The 20,502-nt window shown below is 45.0% G+C and carries 20 protein-coding genes, 1 tRNA gene and 1 pseudogene; 16 read left to right on the top strand and 6 right to left on the bottom strand.

The genetic code is table 11. From position 1 onward, the window contains the following. From AB4405_RS24070 to AB4405_RS24060, 3 genes and pseudogenes are all read right to left on the bottom strand, one after another. Positions 1 to 517 (bottom strand): annotated as a pseudogene (locus AB4405_RS24070) (hypothetical protein); the annotation flags it as partial. A 266-nt stretch (positions 518 to 783) separates the two neighbouring features. After that, positions 784 to 860: transfer RNA gene (locus AB4405_RS24065), tRNA-Arg, on the bottom strand. Between the two features lie 53 nt (positions 861 to 913). Continuing rightward, positions 914 to 2,050: a flagellar assembly protein FlgT gene (locus AB4405_RS24060; protein WP_372063084.1), complete on the bottom strand. Its 1,137-nt coding sequence runs from the start codon at positions 2,048 to 2,050 to the stop codon at positions 914 to 916. Positions 2,051 to 2,224: 174 nt separating this feature from the next. Here AB4405_RS24060 and AB4405_RS24055 point away from each other — a divergent pair, with 174 nt between their 5' ends. Together AB4405_RS24055 and AB4405_RS24050 are read left to right on the top strand one after the other, a co-directional pair. After that, complete coding sequence (locus AB4405_RS24055) at positions 2,225 to 2,860, top strand: FlgO family outer membrane protein (RefSeq protein WP_372063083.1); 636 nt, start codon at positions 2,225 to 2,227, stop codon at positions 2,858 to 2,860. A 9-nt stretch (positions 2,861 to 2,869) separates the two neighbouring features. After that, complete coding sequence (locus AB4405_RS24050) at positions 2,870 to 3,298, top strand: LPP20 family lipoprotein (RefSeq protein WP_372063082.1); 429 nt, start codon at positions 2,870 to 2,872, stop codon at positions 3,296 to 3,298. A gap of 194 nt (positions 3,299 to 3,492) precedes the next feature. Here the strand turns inward: AB4405_RS24050 and AB4405_RS24045 are convergent, their stop codons facing one another. The 3 genes from AB4405_RS24045 to flgA all read right to left on the bottom strand — a co-directional run bounded on the left by AB4405_RS24045 (position 3,493) and on the right by flgA (position 5,152). Continuing rightward, entirely contained in the window at positions 3,493 to 3,918 is a 426-nt protein-coding gene (locus tag AB4405_RS24045) for a flagella synthesis protein FlgN (protein ID WP_372063081.1), read from the bottom strand. A gap of 51 nt (positions 3,919 to 3,969) precedes the next feature. Continuing rightward, a complete protein-coding gene (flgM, locus tag AB4405_RS24040) occupies positions 3,970 to 4,287 on the bottom strand; it encodes a flagellar biosynthesis anti-sigma factor FlgM (protein WP_102468663.1) in 318 nt (105 codons plus the stop codon). A 118-nt stretch (positions 4,288 to 4,405) separates the two neighbouring features. Then, on the bottom strand, positions 4,406 to 5,152 hold the full coding sequence (gene flgA, locus AB4405_RS24035) for a flagellar basal body P-ring formation chaperone FlgA (protein WP_372063080.1): 747 nt from the start codon (positions 5,150 to 5,152) through the stop codon (positions 4,406 to 4,408). A 76-nt stretch (positions 5,153 to 5,228) separates the two neighbouring features. On the opposite strand from flgA, the gene AB4405_RS24030 reads away from it, so the two are divergent. The 14 genes from AB4405_RS24030 (at position 5,229) to AB4405_RS23965 (ending at position 20,059) form a co-directional block, all read left to right on the top strand. Continuing rightward, positions 5,229 to 6,164 (top strand): chemotaxis protein CheV, encoded by a 936-nt coding sequence (locus tag AB4405_RS24030; protein WP_372063079.1) that lies wholly within the window; start codon positions 5,229 to 5,231, stop codon positions 6,162 to 6,164. 65 nt (positions 6,165 to 6,229) lie between these two features. Then, positions 6,230 to 7,060, top strand: coding sequence for a protein-glutamate O-methyltransferase CheR (locus tag AB4405_RS24025; RefSeq protein ID WP_372063078.1), 831 nt, complete (start codon positions 6,230 to 6,232; stop codon positions 7,058 to 7,060). Positions 7,061 to 7,417: 357 nt separating this feature from the next. Next, a complete protein-coding gene (flgB, locus tag AB4405_RS24020; RefSeq protein ID WP_102468659.1) occupies positions 7,418 to 7,813 on the top strand; it encodes a flagellar basal body rod protein FlgB in 396 nt (131 codons plus the stop codon). Between the two features lie 5 nt (positions 7,814 to 7,818). Next, positions 7,819 to 8,235, top strand: a complete 417-nt coding sequence (gene flgC / locus AB4405_RS24015) for a flagellar basal body rod protein FlgC (RefSeq protein WP_102468658.1) — start codon at positions 7,819 to 7,821, stop codon at positions 8,233 to 8,235. A 16-nt stretch (positions 8,236 to 8,251) separates the two neighbouring features. After that, on the top strand, positions 8,252 to 8,959 hold the full coding sequence (locus AB4405_RS24010; RefSeq protein WP_102468657.1) for a flagellar hook assembly protein FlgD: 708 nt from the start codon (positions 8,252 to 8,254) through the stop codon (positions 8,957 to 8,959). Positions 8,960 to 8,985: 26 nt separating this feature from the next. Beyond that, a complete protein-coding gene (gene flgE, locus AB4405_RS24005) occupies positions 8,986 to 10,290 on the top strand; it encodes a flagellar hook protein FlgE (protein WP_372063077.1) in 1,305 nt (434 codons plus the stop codon). 289 nt (positions 10,291 to 10,579) lie between these two features. Continuing rightward, positions 10,580 to 11,329 (top strand): flagellar basal-body rod protein FlgF, encoded by a 750-nt coding sequence (gene flgF / locus AB4405_RS24000; protein WP_372063076.1) that lies wholly within the window; start codon positions 10,580 to 10,582, stop codon positions 11,327 to 11,329. A gap of 18 nt (positions 11,330 to 11,347) precedes the next feature. Further along, complete coding sequence (gene flgG, locus AB4405_RS23995) at positions 11,348 to 12,136, top strand: flagellar basal-body rod protein FlgG (protein ID WP_102468653.1); 789 nt, start codon at positions 11,348 to 11,350, stop codon at positions 12,134 to 12,136. Positions 12,137 to 12,297: 161 nt separating this feature from the next. Then, on the top strand, positions 12,298 to 13,071 hold the full coding sequence (gene flgH, locus AB4405_RS23990; protein WP_102468652.1) for a flagellar basal body L-ring protein FlgH: 774 nt from the start codon (positions 12,298 to 12,300) through the stop codon (positions 13,069 to 13,071). Between the two features lie 71 nt (positions 13,072 to 13,142). Beyond that, positions 13,143 to 14,234 (top strand): flagellar basal body P-ring protein FlgI, encoded by a 1,092-nt coding sequence (locus tag AB4405_RS23985; RefSeq protein ID WP_102468651.1) that lies wholly within the window; start codon positions 13,143 to 13,145, stop codon positions 14,232 to 14,234. Positions 14,235 to 14,248: 14 nt separating this feature from the next. Beyond that, positions 14,249 to 15,190, top strand: a complete 942-nt coding sequence (flgJ, locus tag AB4405_RS23980) for a flagellar assembly peptidoglycan hydrolase FlgJ (RefSeq protein ID WP_102468650.1) — start codon at positions 14,249 to 14,251, stop codon at positions 15,188 to 15,190. A gap of 216 nt (positions 15,191 to 15,406) precedes the next feature. Next, on the top strand, positions 15,407 to 17,287 hold the full coding sequence (gene flgK / locus AB4405_RS23975) for a flagellar hook-associated protein FlgK (protein WP_372063075.1): 1,881 nt from the start codon (positions 15,407 to 15,409) through the stop codon (positions 17,285 to 17,287). 12 nt (positions 17,288 to 17,299) lie between these two features. Continuing rightward, complete coding sequence (gene flgL, locus AB4405_RS23970; RefSeq protein ID WP_102468648.1) at positions 17,300 to 18,493, top strand: flagellar hook-associated protein FlgL; 1,194 nt, start codon at positions 17,300 to 17,302, stop codon at positions 18,491 to 18,493. A gap of 429 nt (positions 18,494 to 18,922) precedes the next feature. Continuing rightward, positions 18,923 to 20,059 (top strand): flagellin, encoded by a 1,137-nt coding sequence (locus AB4405_RS23965; protein WP_102468647.1) that lies wholly within the window; start codon positions 18,923 to 18,925, stop codon positions 20,057 to 20,059. Positions 20,060 to 20,502: the final 443 nt, after the last annotated feature.

Here is a 20,502-nt window from a genome sequence, read left to right as displayed (position 1 = left end):
GTCCCCAACCTTGAGTTGCTAATTTTTGCGGTGGCTGTTGTGTAGGTTGTCCTACTGGCGTTTGCAGACTGTTTTGAGGGGATGTATTGAAAATGCCATGTAAGTTCTGTGCGGTAGGTTTTGTCTGGTTAGGTCTGAATTTTGGCTGTCGTATTGTCGTGCTATTTTCACTATAGCGACCAGAAGCAAGCTGAGTAGCAATGTCTATGCAATTTGCACGCATTGTTTCACTGTGGTTGCGTTCTCCATGATAGCTGCCTTCTCTCTGCTCATCATAGTATTCAATAAGCCCTAGTAGCACAGTGCCAACAGTTACATCATCACTAATGTCCCAAAAACCCCTCATCCTATTGGCTTTAGAGCCCGAGCCATATTGATATTGTTCTTCTTCAATATCAATATTAAAACCTTCAAAGAAATTGGCAAATGTTCTATTAGAAAAATCGAGAACGTAGCCGCTGTCCATTTGTAAGTATTTTTCTAACCTAGCTTTGTCTTTACGTAGTAGTGTTGCCACGAACTCCCCCCTTATTTTAATTATTTATTACATGGCGGCAATCACATCTGCTCTTAACTACCAATCATTTGGCTTCCTTTGCAACGAAGCAGCCCATTTTCTTATGGCTTATATACACCATTGCGTTGTGATTACCTCAATTCTTACCCTGTAAGCAATGAGAGACTAGTGTTCTAGATGTCAACAACTAGCTTTCTATGTGTGGACATTTTGTGGACGGTGTCCATAATCTCCAACTGAATGTTATGGTAAGTTGTTGTTTTGTATGGCGCTCCCGACAGGATTCGAACCTGTGACCTGCCCCTTAGGAGGGGGCCGCGCTATCCAGCTGTGCCACGGGAGCTTATGGCCTATATTACTCATTTATTTGAATAAGTTAAGCCTGACGGTCTAGATTTATTTCTGTTTGTGCATCACGTCGCCCATCTGAATGCTGTTGGCTAGGCTTGGTTGGTCAACGGTGGCTTCTGCTTCGTGTTCGTAGACCCTTGAGACGGTGAGTGTGATGTCGCTTTGTGATACCTTGTTGCGTGGTAATCCGTTTTGGTCAATGAACGATCCGGTATGCCATAGCGTGAGTTTGTCGCCTGCTTGTACACCGTGAACTCTGCCTAAATCAAGTGTGATTTTATTGCCGTAACTTGCGACCACCTCAGGAAGTGTCATCTTACACGACACTTCTGACTCGAAATCCAGCATGATGTTTCGGCTTACTCTCTGCATCATCTCACCATACGTCGACGTCCAGAAACGAGCACTTTTTGTATCCACTTTACTGGTTTTAGCAAAGGGCCACTGTGCGATTTCGCGATAAGAGTGTTGATAAACCTCGTGCCCAGTTTTGCCATCAAAAATGGCAAGATCCATAGCAAACTGACGATTAGTTACGTCGTCTGTTAATAAGCCACCCGTTGTTATGGTTGCAGTAAGGTCGTTAATCTTACCTGTGATTAGGTATTGTGCCCCCAAATCTTGTGCGATCATCTTGATGCGTTCTGGTTGGCGTTTGTTAATCTCGTAGCGTGTGGTTCCCACTGACACAAAACTGTAGGAGCGTGTCGCGAGCTGTTTTTCTACAACTGAGCTGTAGTCTTCGCCCAATTTATAGATTTGTCCCATGACGGCCTGTTGTGGGTCAACAATGTCAAACATTGCCACCCCAAATGTTTTTTTGTATTGGTTCTGATGGCAAGCCTTTGCCGATGGATAGATATCGATACGTGCTTTGACCACCATTTGGTTGCCGCTTACATACTTGTCGTCAATGATAATGTGACGAACTTCAGAATCAATGAACTGGTATTGATCTTTATCGTCCTCTAGCAGTGGTGCAAGCTTGGACAGCCCGCCAATATCGGCACCTGAAAAATCCACCGCTTTATATACCGCGTCTTCTAGGGCGTAAATTCTTGCCGCTTTGTCTGATGAGACAATCGTAGAGACGCCGGTCACTTCATACCACGCCGCATGGGCGGTGCTCATGCTAAATACGAGTAATGTACTTGAAACTAAAGAACAAAAAGTTTTTTTCATACGACTAATCCAAATGCGGAACAATATTTGCTAGATGATTATTGCTAGAGGTTAATCTGCGAATATTGGAGCGGACTTTCTTGTTAACGACAACAATGAGAAAGCAAAGATTGTTCCAACCTTTACAGGCAAAGGAATTAATCTACCCAATTCACAACTTTGGAGAGTGGAAAAATGAATAAATGGCTATTGATGGCATCGGTGTTAACACTGACCTCTTGTGCCTACTCACCAATCTATAACGGTAAAGAAACCTACAGCGGCAGCAAATTTATGCTGATGGAAAGTCCACGCCACACGATGGATTATTTTGTAGAGGGCTTGACCGACGATCTTGTTGAGTCGAATACCAGCGTATCCGTAAGGACGCCAATTGCTGTTGCCTCTTTTGTTGACTTGCAGAGTTTGGACTCGACAAATTGGCTGGGGAACTCGGTATCTGAAGGGTTTATTCACCAATTGCAACGTCGTGGGTTTAAGGTTGTCGATTATAAAACAACAGGCTCGATCCAGGTGACAAGCCAAGGTGATTTTGCATTGAGTCGAGATTGGAAAGATCTAGCTCAAGAACAACAAATTCAATTTGTTCTGACAGGGACGATGTTGCGTCAAGAAGGTGGTGTGTTGATTAATGCTCGTGTTGTCGGTATGCAATCACGCGTTGTCGTTGCCTCTGCACAGGGCTTCTTGCCAGCCGACCGTATTGGTCGAGATTTGGATACGTTGAATCAAATGCGCACAGAAGATGGGGTGTTGATTCGTTCTGATCCAATGATGACATCTCCGCAAACTATTATTCTACGACCTTAGGAAAAGAACATGAGAATGTGGTTAGTCGCTTTTGCGGCCATGGTGATGGTCGGTTGTGCTCCAGTAGGAATGAGCAGTCAAAATACGCTGACGGCAGTTGGATACGCCAGTATCAGTGAGCAATCGGGCCGTAGTGAAGAAGAAAAGCAAGTGCGGGCGATGCGTGCATCTAAAATTGATGCTTACCGAGAACTCGCGGAACAGGTGTATGGCCTTCGTGTCTCTGCAAGAGCGGATTTACAAGACCAAAAGCTCGGCGTTGAATCGACGACAGGCGCGGTAGATGGTGTGATTCGTGGAGCTGAAGTCATCAGAAGCTATAAAGTAGGTGACAGTTACGTCACTGAGTTGCTGCTCGATATTGAAAAAATGGATAGGCTTCGTGACTACGGTGAAATTCGCCGTGTACCAGAGAAGAAGCGTCAGACTTTGTTTTAATTTGCGATGTATCTGAGCCGATACCTCTCAGTGAATGATGTGAATTATTGGCTCATCGACGTTTAATATAAGAAGCGGCAATAATTGTCGCTTTTTTTGTGCACGCGAGGTAATGCTACGAGCATGAACGGTGTTAAAGATAGGATGGATGTGTGAGATATCGACCAATGCTGAAGATTCGGCTAAAGCTAGACTTAGGCTTTTAAGTTAGTGCCCAGTGTTGATAGCGTATGGGTCTGCCCCCCGGCATTGTAAGTCATCCCAATTTTCCCATGGCTTTGTTGCATTAGGTTATTGAGTTTGTTGAAGCTGAGTTGAGCGCGCTGCAAACTATGGCCATTGATCTCATTGCGCTTTTGGCAATCGAGGATAATAGATTTAATCGTATCCACCTGCTTTGACAATAAGTTTTCGTCGGTGAGTCGAGCGACATCTTGATGCTGACTCAGCCGCTGATCGGTTTGCTGCAGTTGGCCAATTAACACCATTTTTTCTTTAGCGAGGCGTTCAATGTCGGTAGATTCACGCGCAGTAATGGCTTTGGTCTCTTCTGATAATAGAAGAGACAGGGCTTTTGCATTTTTAAGTTGATAATCAACCAAATCAACAAGGGCTGCCATTCAATTCACCTAAGTTTAATCTGCTAAACACATACTCATAGTAGGTATGCGTTACTTTAATCCGCCGAGTTCATCTTCAAATTTAATCATGTTATCAGCAAGTTTTTCCGGGTCTACGGTATAAGAGCCGTTTGCGATTGCTTCTTTAATTGCCGCTACTTTGGCGGTATCAAAACTAGGCTGTGACGCCATTTGTTGATGCATTTGTCCAATCGCTTTGCCGCCCTGACTCAATGTCACGGCATCTTGTTTTGCTGATGACTGACTAACTTGGGCGGAGCTGCTGCTCGTGCTTGTATCCGAACGAGCAGGGGCGCGACTGGTTGTCGTTAGCGTCTGTCCTGAACGAATGTTATCAATGCCTGCCATAGTTTAGCCTTCTTTGCGTAGTGTCTATAAATAATGACTCTAGTGAAGCCGTCGTTATATAAATAGTTTCTTGTATACCGTCAGTATCGACCTGAACCATGGATACTTTAGTAAAAAATTAAAAATTCACTGTAATTTCAGCAACGCCAGTGACAATACCTTCAATTATACGCTGAGACTTGTCATTTTTCACCCTAACTTGGTCACCATTTGAGCCATCACTTAGCGCGGTGCCTTTGGTTGAAATTGTCATGCCGCTTTTTATTGCACGAATTACGACCTTTTCATTTCGGCAAACCACACAAACGTCATTCCTTTCAATGACGTCGCCAAGCCTGACGTTCTTTTTTAATTTAGATCCAATGACGTGTTCAAAATTAGAAAAGCCTTGGCGGCGAAAGCGACGCTGGTCCACCATCGTCATTGTAACATCGTCTTGCGTCACAATGCTGCCACGTGCCAATGGTTGTGTGGCGGTCACGAGAGGCAGGGAAATAGACAGCCTGACTGGGACATATAAACGCCAACCATCGCTGGGGCACTCCACAAGAACGGTCACATTGCTGCTGGTATTTTTTGCATTCGATGATGAAGCCTGTAAAGGCTCAATGCAATCGGTAGCATGTACGCGAGAGTCTATGCGACCTGCCGTTGCCGTGAGCTCTGCACCGATTGGGGACTCTAGGGTATCCAAAACATGAGCTTGGGCTGCCTTTTGGATGTTTTCTATTTGCTCTGGGGTCGCCGCGTGCGTTAATGCACTAAAGAAAAACGTGTGCCAGACGATAAATAATAAAAGCCCATTGAGCAACCGCTTAAAATTGGGACTGGATGTAATCAAAAAAGATGTCTTATAATACAGCATTCTGTTTCTCAGGTTCCTCGTTGCCTGCAGTAGACTATCACTTTTTTCGCGTAAAGTTTGAGATGGAGATGAACTTATGACCGGTATCTTAGATTCGGTGAACCAGAGAACGCAACTAGTGGGTCAGAACCGACTCGAATTATTAACATTTCGTTTAATGGGACGCCAAAGATACGGTATTAATGTCTTTAAGGTAAAAGAAGTCCTGCAATGCCCAAGACTCACTGCGATGCCAAATTTGCATCGTTTGGTGAAAGGGGTTGCACATATTCGTGGGCAAACAATTTCCGTTATCGACCTTAGCTTGGCAGTTGGCGGCCGTCCAACGACGGATGTCGCGAACAGTTTTGTTGTGATCTCTGAATTCAACCGCAGTGTTCAGGGCTTTTTAGTTAGCTCTGTTGAGCGTATTATCAATATGCACTGGGAATCAATTTTGCCGCCGCCAGAAGGCGCAGGGCGCGCCAACTATTTGACCGCAGTAACGAATATTGACAATGAACTCGTTGAAATCATCGATGTCGAGAAAATACTGGCAGAGATTTCTCCCGTTGTTGAGACCATGGACGGCAACCTCGCGAAAGAAATCGCAGAGGTAGAGGAGCAACAAAAAAGACAAATTGTTAAGCGTATTATGATTGCTGACGATTCAGCGGTGGCACGTAAACAGGTCCAACGAGCTATCGAGTCTATTGGCTTTGAGGCGATTTTGGTCAAAGATGGCAAAGACGCATACAACAAGCTGGTCGAAATGGCGGGCGAAGGCGATATTCGTGAACAGATTTCACTGTTGATCTCGGATATCGAAATGCCAGAAATGGACGGTTATACCTTAACAGCGGAAGTCCGACGCCACCCTGATCTTAAAGATCTACATATTATCTTGCACACCTCACTCAGTGGCGTATTTAACCAAGCCATGGTAGAGCGAGTGGGTGCCAATGAGTTTATCGCTAAGTTCAACCCTGAAGAGTTGGGAAGTGCAGTGAAAGCTGCGGTTACCGCAGGTTAGCGGCAAATAATAAAACTAACAGAACTTGTGTTAAGCAAGCTTTCAAAAGCAGTATAGAGTAGTTAATGACAGCGATAACCATAAGCGATCAAGAGTATCGTGATTTTAGCCGCTTTTTAGAGTCGCAGTGCGGTATCGTACTGGGAGACAGTAAACAATATTTGGTACGAAGTCGTTTAAGCCCGTTGGTATCTAAGTTCGGCCTTTCTTCTTTGTCTCAGTTGTTGAGAGATGTGGTATCTGGGCGCAACCGCGAATTACGCATTGCTGCTGTGGATGCCATGACGACAAACGAAACGTTATGGTTTCGGGATAATTACCCGTTTACCGTGTTATCGGATAAGTTGTTGCCAGAGATGGCGGCAAAAAAACGACCATTAAAAATATGGTCAGCCGCAAGTTCCTCGGGCCAAGAACCTTATTCAATGGCAATGACGGTTCTGGAAACTCAGGCAAAAAGGCCGGGCATGTTGGCTAACGTATCAATCACCGCAACGGATATCTCTAGCACGATGTTGGATGCGTGCCGTCTGGGTGAATACGATAATTTAGCGCTTGGAAGAGGCTTATCGCCTGAACGTCGTCGAGTCTTTTTTGAAAGCACCAGTAATGGCAAGATGAAGATTAAGGACAACGCGAAGCGTCTGGTTAATTTTCGTCCGCAAAATCTAATGGACTCTTACGCTTTACTGGGCAAGTTTGATATTATTTTTTGTCGCAACGTGTTGATTTATTTCTCTCCCGAGATGAAATCACAGGTGCTCAATCAGATGGCGCGCAGCCTCAACCCCGGTGGTTACTTATTGCTTGGTGCCTCCGAGTCTCTGACGGGGCTCACTGACCAATTTGAAATGGTGCGCTGCAACCCCGGCATTATTTATAAGTTAAAAGCTTAATCTCTCCTTAAAGCCTTGGTATCTTCCAAGGCTTTTCTTATTACACCGCCTTTGTTTCTTGCTAAACTTGACGAGTTAGCAAGGCCATCGAATGTAAACGACATTCCTAATCGACCCATCGATCGCTTTGCGACCGATACCCTGAGTATCGGCGTATTGAAAAATCTACATAGAAAAAATCAGTAGATAGAAATAATCAGTAGATAGAAAACAGTGGCGCATATTTTGCTGCCTAAATCGTTAGCGTGCCAGTGGCAAGGTTTCTTCAAAATTTAAAAACTCATTAGATCTTTAAATTTTGGCTCGGAAATTGCTTTTATATTTACCAGGCACATATTTTTGAACAATGAGGTTTAAATGGCCATCTCTTTTAACAATGCACTCGGTATTCATCAGCACACCGTTGGTGTCCGCGAAAAGAATGCGGAGGTCATCTCTACCAACATCGCGCAAGCCAATACACCCGGCTTCAAAGCGAAAGGTATGGATTTCAATCGTGCGTTAAAAGCGGCAACCTCAGGGGCAAGCATTGGACTGGATCGCACGGATGGACGGCATATATCTGCCTCCACGTCGGTGACTGGCGAAATGCTCTATCGTATTCCCGACCAGCCGGATACCGGAGATGGTAATACTGTAGACGTGGACCTAGAACGAAACTTGTTCATGCAGAACCAGCTAAGACATCAAGCGTCACTCGATTTCTTAGGAAGCAAATTTAAAAATATGACCAAGGCAATCAAAGGGGAGTAAGTAAGATGAGTTTATTTAATGTTTTTAACGTAACGGGATCAGCGATGAGCGCTGAGTCTGTTCGTCTTAATACGACCTCAAGTAACCTTGCCAATGCCGACAGTGTTAGCAGCTCGGCAAAAGAGACTTACAAGGCTCGCCATGCAGTTTTTGGCGCTGAGTTAAGTAAGGCTCGTTATAACCGCGATCATACCGTGCCAGTCAAAGTAATGGGCATTGTAGAGAGCGATAAACCCTTAAATGCGGTGTACAACCCAGATCATCCACTTGCGAATGATGAAGGCTATATCTACAAGCCTAACGTCAATGTAATGGAAGAGATGGCCAACATGATTTCTGCGTCTCGTTCATACCAGACTAACGTCCAGGTAGCGGAAGCGAGTAAACAGATGTTGTTACGTACCCTGCAAATGGGTCAATAGAGATAGGAGATAGCAAATGGCCGGAATCAACAATGTTGGTCAAAGCGGTTTGTCCTACGTTGATCAGCTGAAAAAGCTACAGGACCAAAATAAGCCTGAAGAAGTCACTGGTCAGCAGAGCCTCAAACAAGAAGACTTCTTGTCTTTGCTCACCAAACAGTTGGCTCAACAGGATCCGTTTAAACCCGTGGGTAATGATCAAATGATTGCCCAAATGGCATCATTTGCCACGGTAGATGGTATTGGAAATATGAATTCTCAGTTTGAGAGTTTGAATTCATCAATGACATCAAACCAAGCACTTCAAGCGTCTTCATTAGTGGGGCGTGATGTGTTGGTGCCAGGCGCTGCAGGTGTTAAAGAAGCGGATAAAAGCATGGCGGCAATGGTCAAACTGCCCCAGTCTTTAGAAAACGTTTTTGTGCGTGTAGAAAATGAAATGGGTCAACTGGTTCGCACCTTCAATGCTGGCGCAAAACCTGGCGGTGATGCGCGTGTCGAGTGGGACGGAAAAGATGATAGCGGTAATTCAATGCCGCCTGGCAAATACAAGGTGAGAGCCTCGGGTTTGTTAGATGGAGAAAGCAAAGAGCTTGAAGTTTCTAGTTATGCAAACGTCAACAGCGTGCTTTTAGGCAAGGGAGATGGAAACGTACTACTCAATCTCGCTGGTTTTGAAAACCCAGTTCGACTTGCAGAAGTATTGGAAGTCGGCAAAGCGTGATAATTAGCTAGGTTAGGAGATTAGGAATGTCATATGTATCTTTGAGTGGATTGTCGTCTGCTCAGTTGGATTTAAACACGACCAGTAATAACATTGCCAACGCCAACACATTTGGCTTTAAAGAGTCACGTGCTGAATTTGGTGATGTCTATTCAAACTCATTGTTTACCAACTCTAAAACCACACCAGGTGGTGGTGTTCAGCCAAGTAAGATTGCGCAGCAATTTCACGAAGGCTCGAGTGTATCGACAAACAACCCAATGGATTTACGTATCAGTGGGACCGGTTTTTTTGCAGTATCTAAAGAACGTTTGGTTCCTCAGCAAAACGAGATCACCCGTAATGGTGCGTTTCATCTAAACAAAGACAGTTACATGGTGACATCTAACGATGAGTTTTTGTTAGGGTACGAAGTCAACAAAGATACCAATGAAGTGGTTTCCTACGAACCTAAGCCAATCAATGTGCCGCCAGAATTTGGTAAGCCAAAACAGACGGCTAATATTGAAATTGGTGCTAACTTACCCGCTAATGGCGATTTAAAAGATCCGGCGCTGTTCGACTTTTCTGATCCGGAAACCTACAACCGGTCTACGTCTTCAACGATGTATGATTCAATGGGTCAGTCTTATAAGATGACCACCTACTATGTGAAGGATCAAAATCAGCCGAATACATGGCAGAGTTACTACACGGTCAGTGATGGTGCGGGTGAAAAACCGGTAAACATCTCTGGTGGTGATGCTACTTCTCCAAGTGGCCATGTGGGGCATACCATACGTTTCAATAACGATGGCACACTCGCGAGCCTGAATAATGGCCAACAGATTGTGACGGAAGCCATCGGCGAAGGCCCTAATGCGGTTGAAATGAATGGTGCTGATCCTGCCCAGCAGTTGTCCTTTAAACTTGATAGCACCACACAATATGCCGCTCCGTTTGAATTAACTAAGTTTAATGAAGATGGTGCGACAACGGGTTTCCTAACCAAAGTTGATTACGACGAGAAGGGTAACGTACTTGGTACCTACTCCAATGGTGAGAATGTCACGCTTGGTCGTGTTGCAATGGTGCGTGTTGCCAATGAGCAAGGCCTTGAGAAAAAAGGCGGTACTCAATGGGATTCCACTACAGCGTCTGGTGCTAAAATTTGGGGTGAATCGAATAAAGGCTCATTTGGTACTATTAACAATGGTACGCTGGAGCAATCAAACATCGATATGACTCAAGAGCTGGTGGATCTTATTTCTGCGCAAAGAAATTTCCAAGCAAACTCTCGTGCGCTGGATGTGCATAACCAGCTACAACAAAACATCCTGCAAATTCGTTAAGTTTTTATGTAAAGTGTCAGTATTTGACTGGCACTTTCATTATTTAAGCACGACATCTTGCTCACGGCTGTTTGTTGGCGCCTTTTTCCCACTACTATTAAGCGCTCCGTTGCCACACGACGTAGTTTGCCACCTCGTGTTGCCACACGCTGACTTTTCATTTGCCGCTCTAAACCCTGCTTGTCCATAATCTTTATGATTCCACGGTAACTCTCTGAATTTAAAGTGATTGTTTTTATGGCATAAATCTTGCTATGTATATTCTGTACTTTGATTATTGGAGCTATCAATGGATCGTGCCCTATATCTATCTATGAGTGGTGCAAAGCAAAATATGCAAGCTTTGCAACTCAGAGCCAACAACCTAGCCAATGCCAGCACGCCGGGCTTTCGAGCGGATCTCGCTCAAGCACGTTCGATGCAAGCCTATGGTGAGGGATTGCCAACTCGTGTATTTAGCATGACAGAACGCCCTGGTCATAACTTTGAACAAGGCAGCGTGGTGACGACGGGTCGTGATCTCGATGTGACCATCGAAGGGCAAGGTTGGATCTCAGTGATGGATAAAACTGGTAAAGAAGGCCTGACTCGTAACGGTAGCTTTCAAGTCGATCAAAACGGTTTATTGAGTAACAGCAATGGTCATCTTGTATTGGGTGAGCGTGGTACACCGATTACGGTGCCCGTTCCGCTTAAAAAGATAGAAATTGGTCGTGATGGTACCGTCTCGGTGATTCCGCAAGATGCGCCAGCCGATGAAATGGAAATTGTCGACCGCATTAAATTAACCAATCCAGACAATCGCTCGTTATTCAAAGATACCAATGGCTTATTTCGTAATAAGAACCCTGAATTAGGTTATGGCCTAGACGGTAATGTCCAACTGATGACGGGCGCTGTCGAAGGCAGCAACGTTAATCCAGTAGGAGAGATGACCAGTTTGATTGACTTACAGCGTCAGTTTGAAATGCAAGTCAAGCTTATGAAATCGGCAGAAGACATGGACAAGGCGTCTGACTCCTTGCTTCGCATGGGTTAATAGGATTAGGGGAATACGATGCATCCGGCACTATGGGTAAGTAAAACGGGCTTAGACGCTCAGCAAACCAATATCTCAACGATTTCAAATAACTTGGCGAATGCCTCAACCGTTGGCTATAAAAAAAGCCGTGCGGTATTTGAAGATCTGTTTTATCAAAATATTAATCAACCTGGTGGTCAGTCTTCGCAAAACACGGAGTTGCCATCTGGGCTTATGCTCGGCGCGGGTTCTAAAGTAGTCGCAACGCAAAAGATTCATACACCGGGTAATGCTCAAACCACCTCTAACAGTATGGATATGATGATTGAAGGCGATGGTTTTTTCCAAGTTTTGATGCCAGACGGCAATATTGGATATAGCCGTAACGGCCAGTTTACCCTTAACGATGAAGGTATCATTGTGACCTCCGGCTCGGGCTATTCCCTAGAGCCAGAAGTGGCCATTCCCGAGGATGCTATTTCAGTCACCGTGGGTACGGATGGAGAGGTGTCGGTTCGAGTCCGTGGTCAACAAGATAACCAAGTTGTGGGTAACATTACGACTGTCGACTTTATTAATCCAGGCGGTTTAGAGCCGATTGGACAAAACCTTTACTTACCAACAGGTGCCAGTGGCGATCCTAACGAAGGCGTACCAGGTCTTGATGGCTTTGGTCAGATTCGTCAGTCTATGCTGGAAAGCTCGAACGTGAACGTCACGGAAGAGTTGGTGAACATGATTGAAGCTCAGCGCGTTTATGAGATGAACTCAAAAGTTATCTCTTCCGTTGATAAAATGATGAGTTTCGCGACTCAACAGCTGTAATTTATTTCTATATTTGTCAATTATGTAGCGGTTGTTATTCACTTAATTATTGCCGTTGAATTAATTACTGTCGTTTAAATGACCTCGATAAATCGATAGGTCCCATTAAACAGACAAACAACAAGCAACAGACATTTCGCTACTTGATAGGATTCAAGCCCATGAAAAAACTTATCTGTATTTCCTTGCTAGCTATACTGTCGGGGTGTGCTCAGTTTGGACCGCAAGAAACAGTGGACGAAGTGGCTGACAGTACGACAGCTGTGGATGCGGTAGAAGGCGACCGTACTCAGTCTACAGGAATTGTTGATACGTTGAGAGGGAGAACGGATCCTGTTGCCGATGACCCTGCATGGGCACCCATTCATCCAAAAAACAAACCAGAACATTACGCTGCCGCCACCGGTTCACTGTTTAATACGGACTATTCTCGAGATTGGTATGATGATTCTAAGCCACGTGGCTTGGGCGATATTATTACGGTTACTCTAGACGAAGCAACAAAAGCGGCGAAAAGCTCGGATGCAGATTTATCTAAGAAAAATGATTCGTCAATGGACCCTTTGGCGGTCGGCGGTCGACCAGTGACCATTAACGATTATGACTTCTCCTATGAACTGAAAAACGACAATAACTTTAAAGGTAACGCGTCTGCGAACCAGAGTAACAGTTTGTCGGGTTCAATCACCGTAGAGGTGATTGAAGTGCTGGCCAATGGAAACCTCATTATTCGCGGTGAAAAATGGCTGACGTTGAATACTGGCGATGAATACATTCGTTTGAGCGGCACCATACGCCCTGACGATATTGAGTTCGATAATACCATTGCGTCCAATCGTATTTCTAATGCTCGAATTCAATATTCTGGCACCGGAACACAACAAGATATGCAAGAACCTGGATTCTTGGCACGATTCTTTAATGTCTCTCTATAGGATAGGTTTTTAACGAATCGAAAGCGGCAAACCCTCTCCTATGAGGGTTTGTTTGTATTTGGGGTAACATCATGAAAAAGTTTGCGTTTTTACTTTTAGGGCTCTGTTTTGCCGCGGCAACGGTGCAAGCGGCACGCATCAAAGATGTGGCAGAAGTTGCCGGGGTGCGGAGTAACCAACTGGTGGGTTATGGCCTTGTCACGGGTTTACCAGGCACAGGTGAAAAAACACCTTTTACTGAGCAAAGTTTCCGTTCGATGTTGGAGCGATTTGGTATTCAAATGCCAATTGGTTTCAAGCCTAAGTTTAAAAATGTCGCGGCGGTCATCGTGACAGCAGAGCTGCCTGCATTTTCAAAACCGGGACAAAGGGTAGACGTCACCGTATCGTCGATTGGTGCGGCAAAAAGCCTGCGTGGCGGGACCTTGATGCAAACCTTTATGCAAGGCCTTGATGGTGAAGTATACGCGGTAGCACAAGGTAACCTAGTCGTGAGTGGTTTCAGTGCAGAAGGCCTTGATGGATCTAAGATTGTTGGCAACAACCCCGTAGTTGGTATGATCTCAAGTGGTGCGAGTGTCGAGCGTGAAATCCCAAGCCCATTCTCGCGAGGGGATTACATTACCTTTAATCTACTTGAGTCTGATTTTACTACCGCGCAAAACATGTCGAATGCGATCAATAATTTTCTTGGCCCGCAAATGGCCAGCCCAATGGATTCCACATCAGTACGAGTAAGAGCTCCGCGTGACCTAAGCCAGCGCGTTGCCTTCTTATCGGCGGTAGAAAACGTTGAATTTGATACTGCTGACGGCGGCGCTAAGATTATCGTCAACTCTCGTACGGGTACGATTGTGGTTGGCAAGCATGTTCGCTTGAAAGCGGCAGCAATTACTCACGGTGGTATGACCGTCGCAATAAAAGAAAACTTGCGAGTGAGCCAGCCGGGAGCATTCTCCGGTGGTGAAACGGTCGTGGTACCAAACTCGGATATTCAGGTGACAGAAGGCGATGGCAAAATGTTTAAGTTTGAGCCGGGTCTGACACTGGATGATCTTGTTAGAGCGGTTAATGAGGTTGGCGCCGCGCCGTCTGATCTGATGGCAATACTACAAGCACTAAAACAAGCTGGGGCCATCGAAGGCCAGCTCATCGTGATTTAATTGGGAACTCATTAATGATTAAAAACCCTAATGATGTCGGTTTTATCCATGATATCAGTAGCCTAGATAAGCTTCGTCAACAAGCTACTAGCGGTGACAAAGGCGATGATAAAGCGGCGTTACGTGCCGCGGCAACCCAGTTCGAGTCGATTTTTACCTCAATGATGTTGAAATCGATGCGAGATGCTAATACCCATTTTGAGTCGGATATGATGAACAGCCAGAATGAGCAGTTCTATCGTCAAATGCTGGATGACCAAATGGCGAGTGAACTGAGTTCTTCAGGATCCATGGGGCTCGCCGATATGATTGTGGCTCAACTTAGTGCAGGACAAAGCACGGAAGATGAAGCGTCTGCTGGTGGCGAGATTCGTATGCGCAATGAGGCATTTCATAGCACGTTGCAAATGCCATATGATGAGGCGAAGGCTCGTGAAACCGCTGCGACACTTGGGCTTAATAATCGTCAACAAGCACAGCCTGTTGACTTTAACACGCCAGAAAAATTCGTAGAATCGCTGAAACCCTACGCTGATAGGGCCGCTAAGTCGTTAGGTGTTGACCCGTCACTTTTGCTTGCTCAAGCAGCATTAGAAACCGGCTGGGGTAAAAAAGTGGTGAGTAATAGTCAGGGCAGCAGTAACAACTTATTCAATATTAAAGCTGATCGCAGTTGGGACGGTGACAAGGTTTCCACCCAAACGCTTGAGTATCATCAAAATGTACCCGTTCAAGAACGCGCGGCGTTTCGTTCCTACCGTTCTTATGAAGACAGCTTTAATGATTACGTTCAATTCCTTAATGATAACCCACGCTATCAATCGGCATTAAAGCGAGACAGTGGTTCTGAGTCGTTCATTCGCGACGTTCATCAAGCTGGTTATGCAACCGACCCTAGCTACGCCGACAAGGTGTTAAGAGTCAAAGCACAAATCGACAATATGACGACTCGTTAGCCGCATCACGCATTTAAAAGAACATAAAATCCCGGCCTAGAGCTGGGATTTTAGTATCTATAGTGCCCATTAAATGTCGTGCGCAGTGATTGAGTGCCGTAAAACAATGAGAAATTTTTCTTAGAGTTATCACAACGGCATACATATTGCATTTTATTGTTCAGTACAGCGTAACTTGCGGATTTAGTTACGCTAATTGAAGTTTTTGGGGGCGATATGGCGTCAGATCTTCTGAACTTAGGTACGCAAAGCGTCCTGACAGCTCAGAGACAGTTAAACACCACCGGTCATAACATTTCTAATGCAAATACAGAAGGTTATAGTCGGCAGTCTGTGGTTCAAGGTACCAATAGCCCTAGGCAATTTGGTGGTCAAACCTATGGAATGGGTGTGCATGTGGAAAATGTTCGCCGCTCATGGGATCAGTTTGCCGTTAAAGAGCTGAATGTGGCAACGACACAAGTGAACTATCGCAATGAAAACCTAAGCAATCTCGATCTTATGTCGGGGATGTTGTCTTCGGTTGCCTCCAAGAAAATTCCTGAGAACCTTAATGATTGGTTTAGCTCAGTGAAAACACTGGCCGATACGCCCAATGATGTAGGTGCTCGAAAGGTAGTGTTAGAGAAAGCCAATCAGATTAGACAAACACTGAATAACGTCCATGAAACGGTGCGTCAGCAAGCCGATACGGCAAATAAAAAACTGGAAATGGGCGTCGAGCGTGTCAATCAAATCGCGGTAGAAATCCGTGATATTCATCGATTAATGATGAAAACACCAGGCCCGCATAACGACTTGATGGATACACACGAGAATCTTGTAAAAGAGTTGTCGGAATACACCAAGGTCACTGTTACACCACGAAAAAATGCCGAAGGGTTTAATGTTCATATTGGTAGCGGACATACTCTTGTATCAGGTACGGAGTCTAGTCAGTTAAAGATGGTTGATGGCGATCCCGATGTCCACCAGCGCCGATTGGCCATGGTGGAAGGTAAGGGGATAAAACCCATTACTTCTACCGATATTGGCGGCAAGATTGAAGCGATGTTTGAGCTTCGAGACCAAGAAATACCCTATATCATGGATGAATTAGGACGCGTGGCCACGGCATTTAGCTTTGAGGTTAATAAGCTACAAAATCAGGGGCTTGATCTTAATGGTCAAGTCGGTGCTGACATGTTCATTGATACCAATAGTGAGGCGATAGCCCTATCTCGTGTGGTAAGAACGCCACAGTCAAATGCTGAAGTGGCGGTATACATCGAGAACACCAATGCATTAAAGGGCGGTGAATATGCCCTAAAATACAATGGCTCCAATTATACCGTGACGAAACCCGATGGTGACACGATTAACGCTGAGCTGAATATTGACGGCCGAGCTTTCTATATCGATGGCATGATTATCGATATTCGTAATCCTCCGACAGCAGGTGAAAAATTGCTGATTAGGCCGACTCGTACTGGCGCCGCGGATATTCAGATGGCCACTAGCGATCCTAAAACGATAGCAGCACACAGTTTTGAGGCATCGACGACCGAAGCGCAAGGTACCGCTAAATTTACAATGTTGGCAGTAGGGCAGTTACGCGAGTTTGAAGTGCATGTCTCCCCCTCTGGTCAAGAGTTTGCGGTAACTGACCCCAAAGGAAATCTGTTATTAGCGCCACAACCTTACCCGCCTTCCGAGCCGGTTTCCGTGTTGGGCACAGAGTTTAGATTAACGGCTGGCGCTATGCCTAATGATAAGTTTACCGCTAACCTCACTCCTTCTGAAGGGGACAATGGTAACTTACGTAAAATGTTCGATATCCAGCGTAATAAGACCATGAATGGTAACGAATCGACCATTATTGATGTTTATCACAATCTCAATACTGACGTTGGTTTAAAAGCGTCAACGGCGACGCGTTTACAGGAAGTAGCTGAGCTTGAGCATGAAGCGGCACAAAGCCGTGTTGCGTCTATCTCTGGGGTTAATCTCGATGAAGAGGCTGCGAATATGATGAAGTTTCAACAAGCTTATATGGCGTCCTCTCGAGTGATGCAGGCTGCCAATGAAACCTTCGACACTATCTTGCAGTTGAGGTAGGAGCACTAACTTATGATGAACCGAATCTCCAGTTTTCACAGCTATCAAACTGTGCAAAATGACATGCGTAAGCAAGAGAACAAAATCCATCACAATCAAGCTCAATTGGCCTCTGGCAAGCAGCTTCAAAAACCAGCGGATGACCCGTTGGCGATTCATTACCTGCAAAAAGTCGGGCAACAAACTGAGCAGCTCGACCAATTTACTGACGCGATTGTACTGTCGCGTAATCGCCTAGAACACCAAGAGGTGATGATCAGAGAAACAGAGCAGTTTTCCGACAATGCGAAACGACTCACCATGGAATCGATCAATGGTGCGTTATCACCAGAAGACCGAGGCGCTAAGGCGCGTGAATTACAAGAGCTTGCTAAGAACTTTCTCGCGCTCGCCAACAATCAAGACGAGTCTGGTAACTACACGTTTGCGGGTACTAAGCCTAAAACGCAGCCATTTTTTACTGATAACCAAGGGAAGATGGCCTACGCCGGTGACGACTATCAGCGAAAAATGCGCATCTCTAATAGTATGGAGATGCCAATTAATTACCCTGGCAGCAAGTTGTTCATGGAAATCGAGAATCCGTTTGGAGACTACAAACCCAGCTACCAGTTACAAAATGCGTCTGAGTTGCTCCTAGATAAAGCGACCAACAATAAGGTGAATGACGACAGTGAATACAAGGTCACCTTTGTCGATATGGGTAAGGCGCAGTTTGGTTATCAGCTCGAGCGAAATGGCTCGGTAGTAAAAGCTGGGGACTATGATCCCAAAGCAGGCATTGAACATGACGGGTTCAGTTTACGAGTGAAAGGGCAGATCACGGCGGGTGATGCCATTGTCTTGGCGCCTAGAGAAAGCTTTAGTGTGTTTGACACGTTTCGAGATGCCATTGACGCCTTGGATTATGACGTTTCGGATGCCTCTGCTAATGCAAAACTGCATCAAGTGACTGAAGAGTTTCATACCGCGTTTTTACATCTAACAAAAGCCAGAACCGACGTTGGTGTAAGGCTGAATACGCTCGATACTCAAGAGCAGCAAAATGAAGATTTCAAAATTTCGTTAGCACGTTCCAAGAGTAATTTTGAAGACCTTGATTACTCGAAGGCCGTGATTGAGTTTGAAGAAAACTCAAGGGCGCTACAAGCATCGCAATTAGCATTTGGTAAAACGAAAGACCTGACATTATTTAATTATCTATAGTCTCGATGACATTTAATTTCTAGTCTCGGTGATGTTCAATAAAAGAAAGAATACGACCTCGGTTGCCGTATGTGCACTGCCATATGAGCGTAGGTTGATAAAGCGGCAATATTTACCGCGATTCTGTTGCCACATTATTGATGTATTGAGATGGGCTATCATTTTTTTGAATGGAATTCCCTGTAACAATAGGATAGTTAAAGGTTTGTTGTTGAATTAAATGAAAGTTTTGTTTTTGGCATATTAATTGCTTTTGTATGGTAGTACGAGCAACAAGGCTAACGGAGTTCGTTGGTTTTTATGAATAGATACTCCATCTGATACGGGGTATCAGATGGATGTTGTCGGTCAGTGCATTTCCTTATGAGAGCAATGCTGACCACTTCGCAATCCATCTTGAACGTTTGCGAACTCATTTAGGAGAGCAAAATGGCAGTGACAGTCAGTACTAACGTGTCGGCAATGACCGCACAACGTTATTTAAATAAAGCCTCTGGGGATTTAAACACCTCAATGGAACGCCTTTCGTCTGGTCATAAGATCAATAGTGCGAAAGACGATGCCGCGGGTTTACAGATTTCTAACCGTCTTACTGCGCAGTCGCGTGGTTTAGATGTCGCGATGCGTAATGCCAATGATGGTATTTCGATAGCGCAGACGGCGGAAGGTGCGATGAATGAATCAACCAATATCTTACAAAGAATGCGAGATCTGGCGATTCAATCCTCAAACGGCACTAACTCCCCTTCTGAGCGTCAGGCGATCAATGAAGAATCAACGGCTTTACAAGCCGAGTTGAATCGTATCGCTGAAACGACCTCATTTGGTGGTCGCCGCTTGCTGAATGGATCCTTTGGTGATGCGTCATTCCAAATTGGTGCCAATTCAGGTGAAGCGATGATCATGGGCTTAACCAGCATTCGTGCGGATGATTTCCGCATGGGTGGCTCAACATTCTTAGCTGAGAATGGCAAGGATAAAAACTGGTCAGTGCCGCCTGATGCAAGCGATTTGAAATTTGAGTTTGTCACAAAAAGTGGCGAAGAAATCTCAGTCGATATTCTGGCAAAACCAGGTGATGATATTGAGCAACTAGCGACTTACATCAATGGTCAATCGGACAAGATTAATGCCTCTGTTGGTGACGATGGTGAGCTACAAATCTTTATTGCTGAGCCTGATTTAGAGGGTGACCTATCGATTTCTGGTGGTCTCGCGTCTGATCTCGGTTTAAGCAACCAAGCAATCAATACCACGGTTCAAGATATTGATATGACGACAGTCGCGGGTTCCCAAAATGGTATCTCAGTGATTGATTCGGCATTGAAGTATGTGGACTCGCAACGCGCTGATCTCGGGGCGAAGCAGAACCGGTTAAGCCACAGTATTAATAACTTAGCAAATGTCCAAGAGAATGTTGATGCGTCTAATAGCCGTATTAAAGATACCGACTTTGCTAAAGAAACAACCGCGATGACTAAGAATCAAATCCTGCAACAAGCGGGTACATCGATTCTTGCTCAAGCGAAACAGTTGCCTAACTCTGCGATGACCTTACTCCAGTAGTAAACAGCGTAAGTTAAGTAAGAGTGATAGCCGCCAGACGTGGCAATCTATCATCACTTACAGGCATGCATATCTTGCGAAGGTGTTGGGGCTCTCTCTCACAACCTGCCCTAATACGGTAACAAGGTATGTTCGGTTTGCCGGTTTGCGTTCATTTCTCTTGATCTCCACGCAGCCTCTGGCGACCACCCAGCCCCAGTTCTCTCAAAGGAAAAGGGGCTTTTTCTTTTTCTAAAGCAAAGTAAATGCGACTCTTTGCCCCGCTGTATTATGACAAACCAGATGTTGTCGACCCTCCTTTGGTAAACTTTACCCCTTTTTGTGTGTTTTTTACTGTTTGCTCAAATCTTAGTCAAACGATAACTTTTTCGCCTTTTTTCTATTTTTTTCCTAAAGGTTTTCACAGCAGTGTCGTTAAAGGAATAACTTTGAGAGAACTACTT

The organism is Vibrio sp. 10N.261.51.F12, assembly GCF_041471725.1.
Classification (GTDB): Bacteria; Pseudomonadota; Gammaproteobacteria; order Enterobacterales; family Vibrionaceae; genus Vibrio.
Note: the sequence above shows the minus strand (reverse complement) of the source record. Positions and strands in the feature narration are given on the sequence as shown.